Genomic DNA, 15,718 nt, shown 5'->3' with positions numbered 1-15,718 from the left:
GGTGGCGCCGGCGAGGAGGCCGCGGACGAAGAACCTCTGGAGGGAGAAGAACACGATGAGCGGCACGATGATCGAGATGAACGCGCCGGCCGTGAGCAGCTCCCACGATTGGCCGTAGGAGCCGGTGAGGTCCTGCAGCGCCTTCGTGATCGGCAGCCCTTGTCCGGAGGTGAAGACCGTCGCGACCAGCAGGTCGTTCCAGACCCAGAGGAACTGGAAGATGCCGAAGGAGGCGATGGCGGGGACCGAGAGCGGGAGCACGATGCGGAAGAAGATCTGGCCGTGTCCGGCGCCGTCCACTCGTGCCGCTTCGATGACCTCGCCGGGGATCTCGGAGATGAAGTTGTGGAGCATGAAGATCGCGAGCGGGAGCGCGAAGATCGTGTGCGCGATCCACACCTTCGCGTAGGAGCCGTCCAACCCGTTCACCCCGAGGCCGGGGAGGATGTAGAGCCCTCCGATGCGCAGGCCGTCCGAGAACAGCTGCAGCAGCGGCACGAGCGCCATCTGGATGGGGACGATCTGGAGCGAGAACACGAGGACGAAGAGCGTGTTGCGGCCCTTGAAGTCGATCCAGGCGAACGCGTAGGCGGCGAGGCTGGCGATCGTGATCGGGATCAGCGCCGCCGGCAGCGTGATGACCAGCGAGTTCACGAACGCCTTGCCCAGGGTCAGGCTGTCGCCGGAGTTGAGCGCGTTCGCGTAGTTGTCGAGGGTGAAGCCGGGGTTGGCGAAGATCGTCCACCAGCCGGTCGTCTTGATGTCGTTCGCGGGGCGGAACGACGAGATGAACAGACCGAGGGTGGGGACGGTCCAGATGACGGCGATGATCAGCGCGGCGAGGGTGGCGCCGCGCGACGTCGTCGCCTTCTTGACCTTGCCGCTGGCCGCCTCGATCCTGGACTCGCCGCGGGCGAGCGCGCGCTCGGTGCTGCGGTCGACCGGAACCTGGATCGGAGTGGGCGTGACGCTCATCGGATCTCCCTCTGCTTGGCGAGCTGGCGGGCGTTGTAGACGACGATCGGGAGCACGAGCAGGAACAGGATGACCGCGAGGGCCGCGCTGTAGCCGCTGCGGGCGCCGAGCTGGAACTGGCGGACCATCTCGAACGCGAGGACCGTGGTGTCGGAGCGGCCGCCGGTCATCGCCGAGACGATGTCGAAGACCTTCAGCGACGCGATCGAGATCGTCGTGAGGACGACCACGATCGAGGAGCGGATGCCGGGGACGGTGACGTTCCAGAAGGACTGCCACGCGCTGGTGCCGTCGAGCGAGGCCGCTTCGAGCTGCTCGGAGGGGACGCCCTTGATGGCGGCGGAGAGCACCGTCATGGCGAATCCGGCCTGGGTCCAGATGAGGACGACGACGAGGAACAGCGTGTTCCACGGCTCGAGTCCCAGCCAGTCGACCGGCGGGGCGCCGAAGGCGGTGAGGATGCCGTTGAGGAGGCCGATCTGCTCGCCCTGGCGCACGTCGTAGAAGAACTTGAAGATGATCGACGCGCCGACGAACGAGATCGCCATCGGCATGAAGACCAGCAGCTTGAAGAACTTCTCGCCGCGGCTCTTGTCGATGAAGACCGCGTAGGCGAGACCGATCGCGGTCGCCGTGATGGGGGCCAGGAGCACCCAGACCACCGTGTTCAGGAAGGCGGTGATGCCGTCGGGGCTGGTGAAGACCCAGACGAAGTTGTCGATGCCGGCGAATCCGGAGCCGTCGTTCTTCATGAACGCGTTGATGGCCGTCGTGATCGTCGGGTAGATCAGGCCGATGAGGATGAAGAAGGCGGCCGGTGCCATGAACGCGATGAGCTGGAGTCCGTAGCCCGCGCCTTTGCGGGACCGGAAGTCGAGCAGGAACAGCGCGCCGCCGATGACGGCGGCCACCACCGCGACCCAGAGGACGGAGTTGTAGAGGCCGAAGACCAGCAGGAGGACGACCGGCAGGACGACCGTGACCGCGAGCCGGAGGACCGTGTAGCCGGTGCCGCGGCGGGGCGCGATCTCGACGAAGAAGAGGATGAGCGCCACCACGGCCGCGAAGGCCAGGAGGATGAGCGGGATCTGCGCGAGCGGCGGGATTCCCGCCAGCCATTGGAAGAACCCCGAGATGGTGATGGGGGACATGGACGCCCTTTCGAGTGCGACTCTGGACTCAGGAGGGGCCCGGCCCCGGGATCCGTGGATCCGGGGGCCGGGCCGTCACAGCTGAGCCGCCACTCGGGAGCGGCGGCTCTGCTCCGCTGCTAGGAGGTGTAGCCGGCCTGGATCTCCTCGAGCGCCTGGTCGGTGCTCGTGCCGTCGATCCAGTCGACCATGCCCTTGAAGAAGCTGTCCGAGCCCACTGCCTTCGGCATGAGGTCGGACGCGTCGAAGCGGAACGTGGTGTCCGGGTTCTGGAGGATCGCGATGGAGTCCTTCAGGACGTCGCTGCCCGCGTTGGCCGGGTCGAGACCGGTGTTCGCGGAGATGACGCCGCCGAGGGAGACGCGGCTGTTGGCCCAGTCGGCGCTGGCCAGGTACTCCTGGACCTTCGCGGTGTCCTCGTCGTTCGAGAACGCGGCGACCATCTCGCCACCACCGGTGACGGCCTGGGCGTCGTCGGCCTTGACCGGCGGAGTGAGGAAGGCCCACACGTCGCCGTCCTCGGCCACGTTGGCGCCGGCCGAGGTCAGGAAGCCCTCGAAGAACGAGGCCTGGTGGGTCAGCGCGCAGGTGCCGTTCGCCATGTTCTGGGCGACGTCGCCGAAGGCGGTGGAGTTGATCGACTTCACGTCGCCGTAGCCGGCGTTGACGAGGGTCGGGTCGAGGAGGATCGATCCGACGGAGTCGAACGCGGACTTGATGGCCGGGTCGGTGAAGGGGGTGTCGCCCGCGACCCAGGAGTCGTAGACGTCGGGGCCGGCCTCGCGGAGGACGGCGTCCTCGATCCAGTCGGTTCCGGGCCAGCCGGAGGCCTCGCCGGAGTTGAAGCCCGCGCACCAGGACGGTCCGCCGGTCTTCTCGGCGATCGTCTTGCCGAGCGCCTCCATCTCGTCCCACGTCGTGGGAACGGAGACGCCCCACTCCTTGAACTTGGCCGGCGAGTACCAGATGTAACCCTTGACGGACGCCATCAGCGGCGCGCCGTACTGGGTGCCGTCGACCTGGCCGTACTTCTGCCAGTCCTCAGACCAGTTCTGCTTGACGTTGGCGAGGGCGCCCTCGGGGAGCTCCTGCACCTTGCCGGAGGCGACGGTGTCGGCGAGCAGACCCGGCTGCGGGAAGATCGCGAGGTCGGGGGTGTCGCCACCCTGGACCTTGATGCCGATCTGCTTCTCGAACTCCTTGTCGCCCGTGTACTTGATCTCGATGTTGTTCTCCTTCTCCCAGTCCGCCCAGGACTGCTCGAGAAGGGTGGCCTCGTCGCCGTTGATGGTGCCGTAGACGTTGACGACGCCGTCGGCGGTGCCGACCGTGCCGGCCGAGCTGCCGCCGCCGGCGTTCGGGTCGTTGGGGTCACTGCTGCTGGAGCAGCCCGCGAGTGCGATGCCGGCCGCTGCCAGAACGGCGACCGGGACGGTGATACGGCGGTGCAGGGATGACCGCATTCTTCCTCCTCATTGAGTGGTGGAACCAGCCGAGCAGGCCGCTCCTCGCCGATCGGGATCGGGAGGCTGTGGCGGCTCGAAGCGTGTGCCGCGACGACTCGGATGCTGGTGATGGCGATGCCAGGAGGAACTCCGAGCGGATCACCGGATTCGTGTGGGTGGGCTCCCACGGAGGGAAACCTTTCCACAAGAACGATGAAAGCACAACGCCGGTGATAGAGCGCTCTCTGAGATAACGATTCGGCGTCAGAACAGCGATCGCGGCGGCGGGGACGGGCGGAGATCGATCTCGGCGCGACGCCCGGCCGCCGGGCGGGGTATAACTTCCTGGAACCGTTTCCAGCATCGAGGCCGGACGGTCGGGAGGAACGCCGTGCCAGGCATCGAAGAGGTGGCCGAGCTCGCAGGAGTGTCGAAGGCGACGGTCTCGCGCGCGCTCAGCGGCCGGGGCTACGTCTCCGCGGGGACGAAGCAGCGCGTCGAGCGCGCTGCGACGAGCCTGGGCTACGTCGTCTCCGCCAACGCCTCCAGCCTCGTCACCGGCCGCAGCAACAACATCGCCGTGATCATCCCGATCATCAACCAGTGGTTCTTCGCCGGGATCATCGAGGGCATCGAGCGCGCCCTGCTCGCCGCCGGCTACGACCTGCTCCTCTACAACATCGACAAGCACCTCGACGCCCGCCGGAGCGTGTTCGAGTACTACCTCGTCCGCAAGCGCGTCGACGCGATCGTCGCCGTCACGCTCGAGATCTCGCCGCACGAGACGGAGGCGCTCCTCGCCCTGGGCAAGCCCATCGTCGGCATCGGCGGCGAGCTCCCCGGCATCCCCACCTTCAGCATCGACGACGTCGCCGCCTCCCGCCTCGCCACGGAGCACCTGCTCTCCCTCGGCCACGAGCGGGTCGTCCACATCGGCGGGCTCGCGGAGGAGGAGATGGACTTCCACGTCCACACGCAGCGCCGCGACGGCTTCCGCCAGGCGCTCGCCGCCGCCGGCCTCGAGCCGGGCGCGCAGGACATCGTGCCCACCACCTTCGACATCCCCGGCGGGCACAGCGCCGGACGGCAGGTCCTCGGCGACCCGCGGACCCGGCCGACGGCGATCTTCGCCGCCTCCGACGAGATCGCGATCGGGATCATCCTCGCGGCGCGCGAGCTCGGCCTCTCGGTGCCCGAGGACGTCTCCGTCATCGGGATCGACGACCACCCTCTCGCCGAGCTCTTCGGTCTCAGCTCGATCCGCCAGGACCCGCGCCAGCAGGGCGAGCTCGCGGTCGCGCTGGTGCTGGACGCGCTGGCCGCCCTCGGTCGCGGCGAGCCCCCTCCCCCGGCCCGCCACACGCTGATCCCCGCCTCGCTGGTGATCCGCACCAGCACCTCGGCGCCGCGGGGGGCGAGAATCGGAGCATGAGCGACTCCGACACCCCCACTGTCCGCGACGTCCCCGAGCGGTCCCGCTTCGTGATCGAGGTCGGCGGCACCCCGGCCGGCTTCGCCGCGTACACCCGCCAGGGCGACGAGGTGACGCTCACCCACACCGTCGTCGACGACGCGTGGGAGGGCCACGGCCTCGGGAGCATCCTCGCGCGGGCCGCCGTCACCGCGATCACAGAGGCGGGCGGCACGGTCGTCCCGCGCTGCCCCTTCGTCGCGGCCTGGCTGCGCAAGCACCCCGACGTCGACGCCCGGGTCCGCTGGCCCGAGGACTGACTCACTCCGGGGGCGTCCTGCTCCCGATCTCCTGGAGCGCCCAGGTGTTGCCGTCCGGATCGGCGAAGTACGCGTACTGCACGCCGCCCAGGTCCTGGACCTCGCTGATCTCGAGCGAGCGGCCGACGAGCTCCGCGCGAGCGGCGGCGATGTCGTCGACGACGAGGTGGAGGGAGCGGACGACGCCCTCCTCCGGACCGGGGCCCATCCCGCTGCCGACCACGATCGAGCAGGCCGAGCCCAGCGGGGTGAGCTGGACCACGCGCATCGCCGCGGAGGGCCGCACGTCGTGGTCGAGGTGGAAGCCCATCACCTCCGTGTAGAAGGCGACCGCGCGGTCGACGTCGCCGACGGGGAGGGGGACGAGCTCGAGTCGCATCTGCACGCGACCAGTGTGCCGCGCGGCGGAACCGCGCGGGAGGGGTCAGTCGCGCGGACCGACGACGAGGCGCTCGTGCATGATCTCGACGGCGCGCTCGAGGACGCGGCGGTCCTCGGGGGTGAGATCGGCGAAGATCGGCGTCAGCGCGTCGCCGAGGTCGGTCCGCCAGGCGTTCAGCGCGTCCGCGCCGGCGGGAGCCAGGCGGATCTGCCACGCGCGCGCGTCGAGGGGATCGGCGATCCGGTCGAGCCAGCCGGTCTCGACGAGGTTCTTCACGATCTTGGTCATCGTGGGCTGCGAGACGCGGCTCTGGGAGGCGAGCTCCCCCAGGCGCATCGGGCCCATCGAGAGGAGCACCGAGAGCGTGCGCCAGACGGCCTGCGACTCCTGGTTTCCGGTCGCCTGGGCGGCGAGCCGGGTGATCCGGTGCGTCACCGAGACGAAGTCGCTCAGGAGCTCGCTGAGCGAGACCTCGCTGGGCGGGACGTCGCGGGCGGGGAGCCCGGCGAGCAGATCGTGAGCAGTCACGCTCCGATCCTAGGGGCGCGCGCCTCCAACGGCCGGGAACGACGAAGGGCGCCGCCTCCGAGGAGACGACGCCCTGCGTCTGCAGGCGTGCCTGCGTCACCCTGACGAGCGACCGGCCGGAGCCGGCACCCGCGACGGGTGAGGGGGATTACTTGACGGTGACGGTCGCGCCGGCGCCCTCGAGCTGAGCCTTGGCCTTCTCGGCGGTCTCCTTGTTGACGGCCTCGAGGACCGCCTTGGGGGCACCGTCGACGAGCGCCTTCGCCTCACCGAGGCCGAGGCTGGTGAGGGCGCGCACCTCCTTGATGACCTGGATCTTCTTCTCGCCGGCGGCCTCGAGCACGACGTCGAACTCGGTCTGCTCCTCGACCTCTTCGGCGGGGGCGGCCGGGCCGGCCACACCGGCGGCGGCGACGGGCGCCGCAGCGGTGACCTCGAAGACCTCTTCGAACTTCTTGACGAACTCCGAGAGCTCGATGAGCGTGAGCTCCTTGAAGGCCTCGATGAGCTCGTCCTGCGTGAGCTTTGCCATGATTTTTCTCCTTGTTTTTCTTTGTCTACGAACCGCGCGCGCACTGCTTCCCGGAAGGGGAAGACGTCAGCTCGCGGACTCCTGCTTCTCGCGCAGCGCCTCGACCGTGCGAACGGCCTTCGAGAGCGGAGCGTTGAACAGATATGCGGCGCCGAACAGCGAGGCCTTGAAGGCGCCGGCGAGCTTGCCGAGCAGAACTTCGCGGGACTCGAGGTCGGCGAGCTTGCCCACCTCTTCTGCGGTCAGCGGGTTACCGTCGAAGTAACCGCCCTTGACCACGAGGAGAGGGTTTGCCTTGGCGAAGGCACGCAGCGACTTCGCGACGGCGACAGGGTCGCCGTGCACGAACGCGATGGCCGAGGGGCCAGCGAGCTCGTCGTCGAAGGACGAGATACCGGCGTTGTTCGCCGCGATCTTGGTCAGCGTGTTCTTCACCACGGCGTAGGTTGCGTGCTCACTGATGTCCTTGCGCAGCGTCTTGAGCTGAGCAACAGTGAGACCGCGGTACTCGGTCAGCAGAACGGCCGTCGAGCTCTGGAACTTCTCCGTGAGTTCGGCAACCGAGGCTTCCTTGTTCGCCATGGCTACTCCTGTGAATTCTCGTGCCGGTAGCCCGAAGGCAGGCAAAGAAAAAAGCTCCGGCACAGGGGCGCGGAGCTTCGGGATCGCGGTGAGGCGGAACTGAACTCGTGCACCTGCGCGGGCAATTCGCTTCGCGAATCCTTCGTCCGGTGGCGATCCGCGGGGCCGGGGCCCTGCTCGTGCGCACACCGGAAACCGGCGGTCTTTGGCTTCGGGAAGCGTACGTCATCGCGGCGCGCGGGCGCAAGTCGAGGAGGAGGGCCCTCGCGCGGGATGCTGGAGGCATGACCGGCCCGACCCCCGACTCCGCCAGCGACGTCGACTCCGCGATCGCCTCGGTGGAGGGCGAGCTCAGCACCCTCTTCAACCGTGTGCGGGCGGCGATGCGCTCCTACGCCGAGCGGCTCCACCCGGAGCTGACGCCGCTGGGCTACAAGACGATCTCGGCGCTCGAGCGCCGCGGACCCGTGCACTCGGGCGTGCTGGCCGAGCTCCTCGAGATGGACAAGTCGGCGCTCAGCCGCCAGATCACGGCGCTCGACCGCCTCGGCTTCCTCGAGCGCACCCCCGACCCGCAGGACGGCCGCGCCACGATCCTCTCGGTGACTCCGGCGACCGCCGCGCGGCTGCGGGAGATCCGCAGCTCGAACCAGGCGCTCATGCACGAGGAGCTGCGGAGCTGGGCGCTCGCCGACGTCGAGCTCTTCGCCTCTCTCCTGCACAGGATCAACGACCTTGACATCTGACGCTTAGCACCCCGTCCGTTCGGGGACAATCGTCGGACGCCGCCCGCTCGACTGCGTAGTTTCGGAGGCGATGGACCAGCACTCCTCCTCTCTCCTCCCCCACGACGTCGACGGCGCGCTCGGCTTCGCGCGCGGTCTGAGCGCCGACGCGCTCCGGCCCGGCACCGGTCGCACCGCCGAGCTGCACGGTCTCCTCGAGCGCCTCGCTCGGCACGACCTCGGCGTCGCGCGTGCGGTGGAGCCGCACCTCGACGCTCTCGCGATCCTCGGCGAGGCGGAGCTCGACCCGTCCGGACTCGGAGTCGCCGTCGACGCCGCCTGGGGGGTCTTCGCGGCCGAGGGCGGCGGGGATCCTCTGGTCGCCCGCGAGAGCGACGGCGACTGGCTGCTCGACGGAGTGAAGCCCTGGTGCTCGCTGGCCGACCGCCTCGACGCCGCCCTCGTCACCGCCCACGTGGAGGACGGCTCCGGCCAGCGCCGCCTCTTCGCCGTGGCGCTGCGCGACGGGACGGCGACGCCGGAGCAGGACGCCTGGCACGCGCGGGGCCTGACGGAGGTGCCCAGCGGACCGGTCCGCTTCTCCGGCACCCGCGCCGTCCCCGTGGGCGACGCCGGCTGGTACCTCTCGCGACCCGGCTTCGCCTGGGGCGGCATCGGCGTCGCCGCCTGCTGGCACGGCGGAGCCCTCGGAGTCGCGGCCGCCGTCGCGGCAGCGGCCGCCCGACGCGAGGACCCGCACCTCCTGGCCCACCTCGGAGCGATCGACACGGCGCTCTCCGCATCGCGCCGGGCACTGGACGAGGCCGCCGCGGCGATCGACGCGGGCGAGGCCGACGGCCCCCGCGGCTCGCTGCTCGCCAAGCGCGTGCGGGCGAGCGTCGCCGGAGCGGTGGAGGAGATCCTGCTCCGCGCCGGCCGCGCGCTCGGCCCGGCTCCGCTCGCCCTCGACGCCGAGCACGCCAAGCGGGTCGCCGATCTCGCGCTCTACGTCCGCCAGCACCACGCCGAGCGCGACGACGCCGCTCTCGGTCGCGCCGTGCTCGCCTCGGGCGAGGCGGCCTCCTGGTGAGCCGGCCCTTCGACGGGCGCCTCGAAGGCACTCCTCTCGAGCGCTGGACCGCGGACGGCCGCCGCGACCGCCTCCCGGAGCTGACCCTGCCCGACGGGATCCGGCGCGTCCTGGTGGTCGCGGCGCACGCCGACGACGAGACCCTCGGCTGCGGCGGCACCATCGCGCTCGCGCGCCGGCGCGGGATCGCGGTCGACGTCGTCGTCGTGACCGACGGAGCCGCGGCCCACGGGGAGCGGGACGCGGACCTCGCTGCCGAGCGCCGGCGGGAGGCCTCGGACGCACTGGCGGAGCTCGGCCCCGGCATCGGGCTCGCCTTCCTCGACGTGCCGGACTCGGCGACCCCGGAGCACCACGAGCGCATCGCACGCGAGGTGCGCGAGCGGGCGGCCGGCGCCCCCGGGACCGTCCTGCTCCTCTCCACCTGGACCGGGGACGGGCACCGGGACCACCGCGTGGTCGGCGAGATCTGCGCGGAGGTCGCGCGCGAGCTCGGGCAGCCGCTGCTCGCCGCGCCGATCTGGCTGTGGCACTGGGCGGTCCCGGAGGACCCCGAGGTGCCGTGGGGCGACCTCGTGCGCCTGCCGCTCGACGACGAGCTGCTCGAGCGCACCCGCCGTGCCCGCTCCCGCTATCCCAGCCAGACCCGCCCCGGGCCCGACGGGACCGGTCCGGTGCTCCATCCGCTCTTCCTGCGCACCTTCACCGGGGACGACCGGCTGGTGAGGATCGCATGAGCTACTTCGACGAGCTGTACGCACGCCACGAGGACCCGTGGGGGTACACGAGCCGCTGGTACGAGCAGCGCAAGCGCGCCCTGACCCTCGCGAGCCTGCCGGAGCAGCGCTACGGCTCCGTGCTGGAGATCGGCGCCTCGATCGGCGTGCTGGCCGAGGCGCTGGCCGACCGGGCCGACCGCCTGCTGGCGATCGACGTGTCGAGCGCCGCCGTCGAGCGCGCCGCCCGCCGCCTCGCTCCGCTCGAGCACGTGCGGGTCGAGCACCACGACATCACCCGCGGCGTGCCGGAGGGTCCGTTCGACCTGGTCGTGCTCTCGGAGGTCGGCTACTACCTCGGCGACGCCCTCCCCGGCGTGCTGCGCACCATCCGCGACGCCCTCGCCCCCGCGGGGGAGCTCGTCACCGTGCACTGGCGGCATCCGATCGAGGGGCTCGCTCTGGACGGCGACGCCGTGCAGTCCGCCGTGGCGGAGCTGGGCCTGCACCGCCTCGCCCGCCACGAGGAGGAGGACGTCCTGCTCGAGGTCCACGCCCGCGACTCCCGCTCGGTCGCCCGCCGGACGGGGCTGGTGTGAGCCGGCTCGCGCAGGTGCTGGTCGTCGTGCCCGCGCGCGACGAGGAGGAGCGGATCGGCGGCCTGATCGCCTCCGTCCAGGCCAGTGCGACCCACCTCGCCCACCGGTCGCCCGGCATCGGGATGCGCCTCGTGGTCGCCGCGGACGGCTGCTCCGACGCGACCGTCGAGCGGGCCCGTGCCGTCGGCGCCGAGGTGCTGGAGCTCGCCCGCTGCGGAGTAGGCGCCGCCCGCTCGGCGGGTATCGCGCACGCCCTCTCCTCCGTCGCCGCTCCGCTCGAGCAGGTATGGATCGCCAACACCGACGCCGACACCGTGGTCCCCCGCGACTGGCTGGCCGCCCACGTCGAGCACGCGCGACGGCACGACGCGCTGCTCGGCACGGTCCGGCCCGACCCGGCCGACCTCTCCCCCGGCGCCTACTCGCGCTGGCGCGACGTCCGCGCGCGGGAGGAGTCGATCGGCAGCATCCACGGCGCGAACCTCGGCGTCCGCGCGAGCGCATACCTCGCGGCGGGCGGCTTCGGCCGGGAGCCGCTGCACGAGGACGTCCTGCTCGTCGAGCGGCTGCGCGCGAGCGGCGCCCGGGTCGGAGCGACGGACCGCGGCGAGGTGGTCACCTCCGGCCGCCGCGACAACCGGGTCGAGGGCGGCTACGGCCGCTACCTCCACGCCCGCTTCCCGGCCGAGACGTCTCCGGCCTGCGGCTGAATCGGGTACACGCGCACGCGGAACACGATGCGAGGGGTCCCTGTCAATGGTCGGGCCGTGGTTTGTCACGGATTGCGCAGGAGAGTCAAATGGGTGTCGAGCACGACCCGGTGCTCTCCGATGGAAGGGTCACCGCATGAATCCCCGCCTCGTCCTGCTGGCACTGGTCGCCTTCACCGCCTACGTGTTCGGCTCCCGCGCCGGCCGTGGCCGCTACGAAGAGCTGCGCCACCTCGCACTCGGCGTGTGGAACGATCCGGCCACGAAGAAGACCCGCAAGAAGCTCAAGAAGACCTCCAAGCGCGAGGCCAAGCAGCTCACCGCCATCGCGAGCAAGGCCCGCGACAAGGTGCAGCGCCGCCTCCGCTGACCCCCGCTTCCACGACTCACAGGACACCGGCCCGCCGGTGTCTCCGCTCGCATCGGAACGGCCGATCGAGCACGAACTGAAGGAGAAACATCATGGGCATCATCAGCTGGATCATCCTCGGCCTCATCGCCGGGGCGCTCGCCAAGCTCATCCTCCCGGGCAAGCAGGGCGGCGGATGGATCATCACGATCGTCCTCGGCATCGTGGGCGCGCTGCTCGGCGGCTTCCTCAGCACGCTGTTCGGCATCCAGGACGCCGTCAACGGCATCAACATCGTGAGCATCATCGTCTCCGTCGTCGGTGCGATCGTCGTCCTCCTCATCTACGGCGCGATCGTCGGCCGCAAGTCCCGCGCGTAAGTCGCGCTCCCCGAAGGCCCCCGGCATCCGTGCCGGGGGCCTTCGGCGTTCCCTGAGCGGGCGCACCTCTGCTCAGGGGATCCGACTCCTCCTCCGCGGGGAAGCTGGATGTCCGCCGAGCGCGCAAGGGGTTGATGCTGAGAGCCGCAGGCGATGGACTGGAGGTACGACGGCGCGGCTCCACTGCGCCCTCGCCCCGACGAAAGGACGTACTCGCTCATGAGCGACGACACCGCAACGGTCCCCACGATCACCCTGAACAACGGCGTGGAGATCCCGCAGCTGGGCTTCGGCGTGTTCCAGATCGACCCGGCCGAGACCAAGGACGCGACCCTGGCGGCCCTCGAGGTCGGCTACCGCCACATCGACACCGCCGAGATGTACGGCAACGAGGCGGGCGTCGGCGAGGCCGTCCGCGCCTCCGGCCTCGACCGCTCCGAGGTCTTCGTGACCAGCAAGCTCAACAACGGCTTCCACGCCCGCGAGGACGCTCTCGCCGCGATCGACGTCACCCTCGGCGAGCTGAAGTTCGACTACGTCGACCTCTTCCTCATCCACTGGCCGCTCCCGAACGTGGGCGACTACCTGGAGACCTGGAAGGCGATGGAGGAGATCTACCGCAGCGGCAAGGCGAAGGCGATCGGCGTCTCCAACTTCCAGACCAACCACCTCAACCGGCTCCGCGCCGAGGCGACCATCGTCCCGGCCGTGAACCAGATCGAGGTGCATCCCTACCTCGTGCAGCAGGAGCTCCGCGCCTACGGCACCGAGCACGGCATCGCGACCGAGGCCTGGTCGCCGATCGCGCAGGGCCTCGTCCTCGACGACGACACCATCACCCGCATCGCGCGCAACGTCGACCGCAGCCCGGCGCAGGTCGTGCTCCGCTGGCACATCCAGCGCGGCGACATCGTCTTCCCGAAGTCGGTCACCCGCAAGCGCGTGGAGGAGAACTTCGCCCTCTTCGACTTCGAGCTCGACGACGAGGCGATGACCGACATCACGGCGCTCGACCGCGGCCACCGCACCGGCCCCGACCCCGACACCTTCAACTACATCCCGAGCTGATCCTCGGCTCCACGGAGCGCGCCCGGCCTGCAGGCGTCCTGCGGACCGGGCGCGCTCGTGCGTGCGGCGGCGAGCCGAACCGCGCACGAACGGGGCGGGTCTCGATACGACGCTCTGCGGCTACTCGACGGGCACGGTCTGGGGCCGGCCGCACCCCTGCTGATCGAGGAGCGGGCGCAGCCCGCGTATCGGGATCCACCCCACCGACGAACAGCGCGGATCCCGATGCGCCGGGTCCGCGGGTCAGCCCTGCTGCGAGTCGCGCCAGGAGTGCTCGGGGGCGTAGCCGAGGACCTCGCGGGCGTGGTCGATCGAGAGCAGGGTGCCGGTTGTCCCGAGGTCGCCGCGCAGCTCGACGCCGGGGAACACCTCGGCCACCAGCTCGGCGTTGGGGCGCGTCATCACGGTGTCGGCCGCGGCGATGATGAAGCGGTCGAACCCGGTCGTCTCGGCGAGCAGCGCCTTCTCGACCGCCTGCGCTCCGTCGCGTCCGTCGATGTAGCCCCAGAGGTTCCACTTGCGCAGCAGCGCGTCGGAGTCGAACGACGGGAACTCGGCGTAGTCGGCCTCGTCCATGACGTTCGAGAAGCGCAGGCCCGTGATCTTCAGGTCCGGGTGCCAGCGGCACAGCTCGATCGCCATCTGCTCCTCGAGGTGCTTGGTGAGCGAGTAGACCGACTCCGGGCGCGCCGGGTACTGCTCGTCGACCGGGATGTAGGGCGGCGGGACGTCGAAGGGCAGGCCCAGCACGGTCTCGCTGGAGGCGTAGACGACGTTGCGGATGCCGGCACGGATCGCTCCGTGGAACGCGTTGAACGTCGCGATCATGTTGTTGTGGAACGTGGCGACGTCGGGCACGAGGCCCGGCGCGGGGATCGCGGCGAGGTGCACGAGCGCGTCGATGCCCTCGTACTGGTCGTTCACCGACTGCAGCGCGTCCACGACCTGGCCGTAGTCGGCGATGTCGATGCGGACGAAGCCCGCGCCGCGGTCCCCCGCACGGTCCAGATTGAAGACCTCGTGCCCGGAAGCGCGGAGGCGGGTGACGACGTGGCGGCCGAGCTTGCCGGATCCACCGGTGACTGCGATTCTCATGCTCGAACGCTAACGGGCCTGAGCGACGAGGGACGAGGGTTGCGGATCAGCTCCGGGCATGGAGCGAGATCGCGCCGCCGACCTCGGGCGTCGTCTCGTCGGCGACGAGCTCCGTCCAGCGGCGGAGCACGGCGGCGCCGGCCGCGTCGTTCACGGCTCCGTCGACGACGAGGACCGGGTAGGGCTTCTCGGGCACGCCCTCCGCGGGCCGCACGTCGACGTGGGCGACGTCGTAGGCGTGCTCGAACAGCCAGTCGGCCATCGCGTAGTCGCTCCGGGAGTCGCCGACCGTGCGCCAGCGCTGCGGGATCGCGCCGGTCGCTCCGAGCAGCTCCACGGCGCGCTGGGCGCCGAGGTCCTTGCCGAGCCGGTTCGACTCGATGTCGGTCGAGATGACGGTCGGGTCGATGCGGAAGTCGACCGTCCCCTCCTCGTTCGGGTACCGGATGCCGCGGCGCTCGACTCCCAGGCCCGCGGCGGTCATGATCTGCAGGGCGTCGGCGTCGAAGACGAGCTGGCGCTCGAGGTAGTCCTCGCTCGGCAGGTCGACCAGCTGCTCGGCCGAGACCATGGCGCGCTTGGTCTCGTCGAAGAAGACCAGGTCGTCGTAGTCGGAGCGGATCATCCGCTCGAGGTCGCGGGCCACCGGCTCGGGGATCGCGAGCGACTCGTCGACGATCGGCTCCGAGGTGCCGCGGTAGTCGACGGTGAACCAGACGGCGCCCTTCTCGCAGACGCAGACGATGCGGGCCTCGGCCGAGACGCCGCGCTCGAGGAGCGCGGGCAGGACCCGCTCGCGCAGGAACGCGTCGGAGCGGCCCGTGTTGAACACGATCGGGATGCCGGCGTTGGCCAGGGTGACGAGGTCGTCGGCGATCTCGGGGATCGAGATCGTGCGCGTGACGGGGCTCGCGATGGGCCCGTCGACGTCGAGGAGCAGGCCGAGCGGAGGGGGTGTGGAGGTCATCGTGTCCCATTCTGCCGTGCCGGGGCCGCTCGATGCCTCCGTGACCGCCTCCGCGCGGGCGGAGCGGTTCAGGAGGCGGGGACGACGAGGGTGCGCTGGGCGGTGGTGCCGTCGGGAGCGAGGACGGCGAGGACGGCGAGGGTGATCAGGGTCTCGGAGTCGCGGCAGTCGGCGGTGACGGCGGCGTAGCCGGACGCCGCGAGGTCGACGGGCTCGCCCGCGCTCGCATCGGTGGTGCCGACGGCCAGGCGGGCGGTGGCGCCTCCGCTCGTCTCCCACGACAGGGCGAGCGGGACGGAGGCGGTGCGGTCGCCCTCGCAGTCGACGGAGGCGGGGGTGGAGGCGAAGGAGACGATGGCGGGAGGAGCGTCGGATCCGGTGCCCGGCTCGGTGTCGGACGGAGCGGCGGAGGCCGTCGGTGCGGGGGCGGCGGCGCCGTCGGCCGCCTCCGCGGAGCCGGGAGCGGCGGACGTCGCCGGAGCGGTCCCGGACGGCGCCGAGGACGGGCCCGCGGACGCCGTGGCTGCGCCGGGCGCTCCCCCGCCGGCGGGCCGGACGAGCAGCACGATCGCGAGGACGACGGCGACGAGTCCGAGGGCGGCGAGGACGATGCCGGTGGTGCGGGCTGGGCGGGACGGCATCGGTCCTCCTGGGACGGGACGGGACGGGCGGAAGAGACGGGCGGAAGAGACG

20 protein-coding genes are annotated in these 15,718 nt (G+C 70.9%); 10 read left to right on the top strand and 10 right to left on the bottom strand.

Going from position 1 to position 15,718, the window contains the following annotated elements; all coding sequences use genetic code 11:
• From C5C39_RS16515 to C5C39_RS16505, 3 genes are all read right to left on the bottom strand, one after another.
• On the bottom strand, positions 1–975 hold a 975-nt coding region (locus C5C39_RS16515; RefSeq protein WP_104268025.1), incomplete at its 3' end, for a carbohydrate ABC transporter permease.
• Complete coding sequence (locus C5C39_RS16510) at positions 972–2,126, bottom strand: carbohydrate ABC transporter permease (RefSeq protein WP_181027270.1); 1,155 nt, start codon at positions 2,124–2,126, stop codon at positions 972–974. The genes C5C39_RS16510 and C5C39_RS16515, both read right to left, overlap by 4 nt.
• Before the next feature lie 119 nt (positions 2,127–2,245).
• Entirely contained in the window at positions 2,246–3,589 is a 1,344-nt protein-coding gene (locus C5C39_RS16505) for an ABC transporter substrate-binding protein (RefSeq protein WP_104353895.1), read from the bottom strand.
• 373 nt (positions 3,590–3,962) lie between these two features.
• On the opposite strand from C5C39_RS16505, the gene C5C39_RS16500 reads away from it, so the two are divergent.
• Together C5C39_RS16500 and C5C39_RS16495 are read left to right on the top strand one after the other, a co-directional pair.
• Complete coding sequence (locus C5C39_RS16500) at positions 3,963–5,003, top strand: LacI family DNA-binding transcriptional regulator (protein ID WP_104224337.1); 1,041 nt, start codon at positions 3,963–3,965, stop codon at positions 5,001–5,003.
• A complete protein-coding gene (locus tag C5C39_RS16495; protein ID WP_104224336.1) occupies positions 5,000–5,302 on the top strand; it encodes a GNAT family N-acetyltransferase in 303 nt (100 codons plus the stop codon). Before C5C39_RS16500 ends, C5C39_RS16495 begins: the two co-directional genes overlap by 4 nt.
• A gap of 1 nt (position 5,303) precedes the next feature.
• Here C5C39_RS16495 and C5C39_RS16490 read toward each other — a convergent pair whose 3' ends face one another.
• The 4 genes from C5C39_RS16490 to rplJ form a co-directional block, all read right to left on the bottom strand.
• Complete coding sequence (locus C5C39_RS16490) at positions 5,304–5,681, bottom strand: VOC family protein (protein WP_104326437.1); 378 nt, start codon at positions 5,679–5,681, stop codon at positions 5,304–5,306.
• Between the two features lie 45 nt (positions 5,682–5,726).
• Positions 5,727–6,212 (bottom strand): MarR family winged helix-turn-helix transcriptional regulator, encoded by a 486-nt coding sequence (locus tag C5C39_RS16485; RefSeq protein ID WP_244229591.1) that lies wholly within the window; start codon positions 6,210–6,212, stop codon positions 5,727–5,729.
• 148 nt (positions 6,213–6,360) lie between these two features.
• The gene (gene rplL / locus C5C39_RS16480; RefSeq protein WP_104224335.1) at positions 6,361–6,744 is read right to left on the bottom strand and encodes a 50S ribosomal protein L7/L12; all 384 of its coding nucleotides are present in this window, start codon (positions 6,742–6,744) and stop codon (positions 6,361–6,363) included.
• Between the two features lie 66 nt (positions 6,745–6,810).
• A complete protein-coding gene (rplJ, locus tag C5C39_RS16475; protein WP_055791018.1) occupies positions 6,811–7,326 on the bottom strand; it encodes a 50S ribosomal protein L10 in 516 nt (171 codons plus the stop codon).
• A 284-nt stretch (positions 7,327–7,610) separates the two neighbouring features.
• Here rplJ and C5C39_RS16470 point away from each other — a divergent pair, with 284 nt between their 5' ends.
• The 8 genes from C5C39_RS16470 to C5C39_RS16435 all read left to right on the top strand — a co-directional run bounded on the left by C5C39_RS16470 (position 7,611) and on the right by C5C39_RS16435 (position 12,963).
• Complete coding sequence (locus C5C39_RS16470) at positions 7,611–8,072, top strand: MarR family winged helix-turn-helix transcriptional regulator (protein ID WP_104353894.1); 462 nt, start codon at positions 7,611–7,613, stop codon at positions 8,070–8,072.
• Positions 8,073–8,142: 70 nt separating this feature from the next.
• On the top strand, positions 8,143–9,141 hold the full coding sequence (locus tag C5C39_RS16465) for an acyl-CoA/acyl-ACP dehydrogenase (protein ID WP_104353893.1): 999 nt from the start codon (positions 8,143–8,145) through the stop codon (positions 9,139–9,141).
• Positions 9,138–9,878 carry a PIG-L deacetylase family protein gene (locus C5C39_RS16460; RefSeq protein ID WP_181136419.1) on the top strand — a complete coding sequence of 247 codons (741 nt, stop codon included), beginning with the start codon at positions 9,138–9,140 and terminating at the stop codon, positions 9,876–9,878. Before C5C39_RS16465 ends, C5C39_RS16460 begins: the two co-directional genes overlap by 4 nt.
• A complete protein-coding gene (locus C5C39_RS16455; protein WP_104234596.1) occupies positions 9,875–10,456 on the top strand; it encodes a class I SAM-dependent methyltransferase in 582 nt (193 codons plus the stop codon). The genes C5C39_RS16460 and C5C39_RS16455 overlap by 4 nt, the downstream gene beginning before the upstream one ends.
• The gene (locus C5C39_RS16450; protein WP_104353892.1) at positions 10,453–11,166 is read left to right on the top strand and encodes a glycosyltransferase family 2 protein; all 714 of its coding nucleotides are present in this window, start codon (positions 10,453–10,455) and stop codon (positions 11,164–11,166) included. Before C5C39_RS16455 ends, C5C39_RS16450 begins: the two co-directional genes overlap by 4 nt.
• A gap of 136 nt (positions 11,167–11,302) precedes the next feature.
• Positions 11,303–11,536: a hypothetical protein gene (locus C5C39_RS16445; protein WP_104227476.1), complete on the top strand. Its 234-nt coding sequence runs from the start codon at positions 11,303–11,305 to the stop codon at positions 11,534–11,536.
• 92 nt (positions 11,537–11,628) lie between these two features.
• The gene (locus tag C5C39_RS16440) at positions 11,629–11,895 is read left to right on the top strand and encodes a GlsB/YeaQ/YmgE family stress response membrane protein (RefSeq protein WP_104224330.1); all 267 of its coding nucleotides are present in this window, start codon (positions 11,629–11,631) and stop codon (positions 11,893–11,895) included.
• Between the two features lie 219 nt (positions 11,896–12,114).
• A complete protein-coding gene (locus C5C39_RS16435) occupies positions 12,115–12,963 on the top strand; it encodes an aldo/keto reductase (RefSeq protein WP_104224329.1) in 849 nt (282 codons plus the stop codon).
• Between the two features lie 243 nt (positions 12,964–13,206).
• Here the strand turns inward: C5C39_RS16435 and C5C39_RS16430 are convergent, their stop codons facing one another.
• From C5C39_RS16430 to C5C39_RS16420, 3 genes are all read right to left on the bottom strand, one after another.
• Positions 13,207–14,058 (bottom strand): NAD(P)-dependent oxidoreductase, encoded by an 852-nt coding sequence (locus C5C39_RS16430; RefSeq protein WP_104227477.1) that lies wholly within the window; start codon positions 14,056–14,058, stop codon positions 13,207–13,209.
• A gap of 46 nt (positions 14,059–14,104) precedes the next feature.
• Positions 14,105–15,025 carry a hypothetical protein gene (locus C5C39_RS16425; RefSeq protein ID WP_104234599.1) on the bottom strand — a complete coding sequence of 307 codons (921 nt, stop codon included), beginning with the start codon at positions 15,023–15,025 and terminating at the stop codon, positions 14,105–14,107.
• 68 nt (positions 15,026–15,093) lie between these two features.
• Entirely contained in the window at positions 15,094–15,666 is a 573-nt protein-coding gene (locus C5C39_RS16420; protein ID WP_104353891.1) for a hypothetical protein, read from the bottom strand.
• Positions 15,667–15,718 lie beyond the last annotated feature (52 nt).

Origin of the sequence: Rathayibacter sp. AY1F3 (genome assembly GCF_002931975.1) — a bacterium.
Classification (GTDB): domain Bacteria; phylum Actinomycetota; class Actinomycetes; order Actinomycetales; family Microbacteriaceae; genus Rathayibacter.
This window is presented reverse-complemented; position numbering and strand designations above follow the sequence as displayed.

Coding starts and splice junctions, on each gene's coding strand:
- C5C39_RS16510 (WP_181027270.1), bottom strand. CDS start 2,126: ATGTCCCCCATCACCATCTCGGGGTTCTTCCAATGGCTGGCGGGAATC.
- C5C39_RS16505 (WP_104353895.1), bottom strand. CDS start 3,589: ATGCGGTCATCCCTGCACCGCCGTATCACCGTCCCGGTCGCCGTTCTG.
- C5C39_RS16495 (WP_104224336.1), top strand. CDS start 5,000: ATGAGCGACTCCGACACCCCCACTGTCCGCGACGTCCCCGAGCGGTCC.
- C5C39_RS16490 (WP_104326437.1), bottom strand. CDS start 5,681: ATGCGACTCGAGCTCGTCCCCCTCCCCGTCGGCGACGTCGACCGCGCG.
- rplL (WP_104224335.1), bottom strand. CDS start 6,744: ATGGCAAAGCTCACGCAGGACGAGCTCATCGAGGCCTTCAAGGAGCTC.
- rplJ (WP_055791018.1), bottom strand. CDS start 7,326: ATGGCGAACAAGGAAGCCTCGGTTGCCGAACTCACGGAGAAGTTCCAG.
- C5C39_RS16470 (WP_104353894.1), top strand. CDS start 7,611: ATGACCGGCCCGACCCCCGACTCCGCCAGCGACGTCGACTCCGCGATC.
- C5C39_RS16465 (WP_104353893.1), top strand. CDS start 8,143: ATGGACCAGCACTCCTCCTCTCTCCTCCCCCACGACGTCGACGGCGCG.
- C5C39_RS16455 (WP_104234596.1), top strand. CDS start 9,875: ATGAGCTACTTCGACGAGCTGTACGCACGCCACGAGGACCCGTGGGGG.
- C5C39_RS16445 (WP_104227476.1), top strand. CDS start 11,303: ATGAATCCCCGCCTCGTCCTGCTGGCACTGGTCGCCTTCACCGCCTAC.
- C5C39_RS16440 (WP_104224330.1), top strand. CDS start 11,629: ATGGGCATCATCAGCTGGATCATCCTCGGCCTCATCGCCGGGGCGCTC.
- C5C39_RS16435 (WP_104224329.1), top strand. CDS start 12,115: ATGAGCGACGACACCGCAACGGTCCCCACGATCACCCTGAACAACGGC.
- C5C39_RS16430 (WP_104227477.1), bottom strand. CDS start 14,058: ATGAGAATCGCAGTCACCGGTGGATCCGGCAAGCTCGGCCGCCACGTC.
- C5C39_RS16425 (WP_104234599.1), bottom strand. CDS start 15,025: ATGACCTCCACACCCCCTCCGCTCGGCCTGCTCCTCGACGTCGACGGG.
- C5C39_RS16420 (WP_104353891.1), bottom strand. CDS start 15,666: ATGCCGTCCCGCCCAGCCCGCACCACCGGCATCGTCCTCGCCGCCCTC.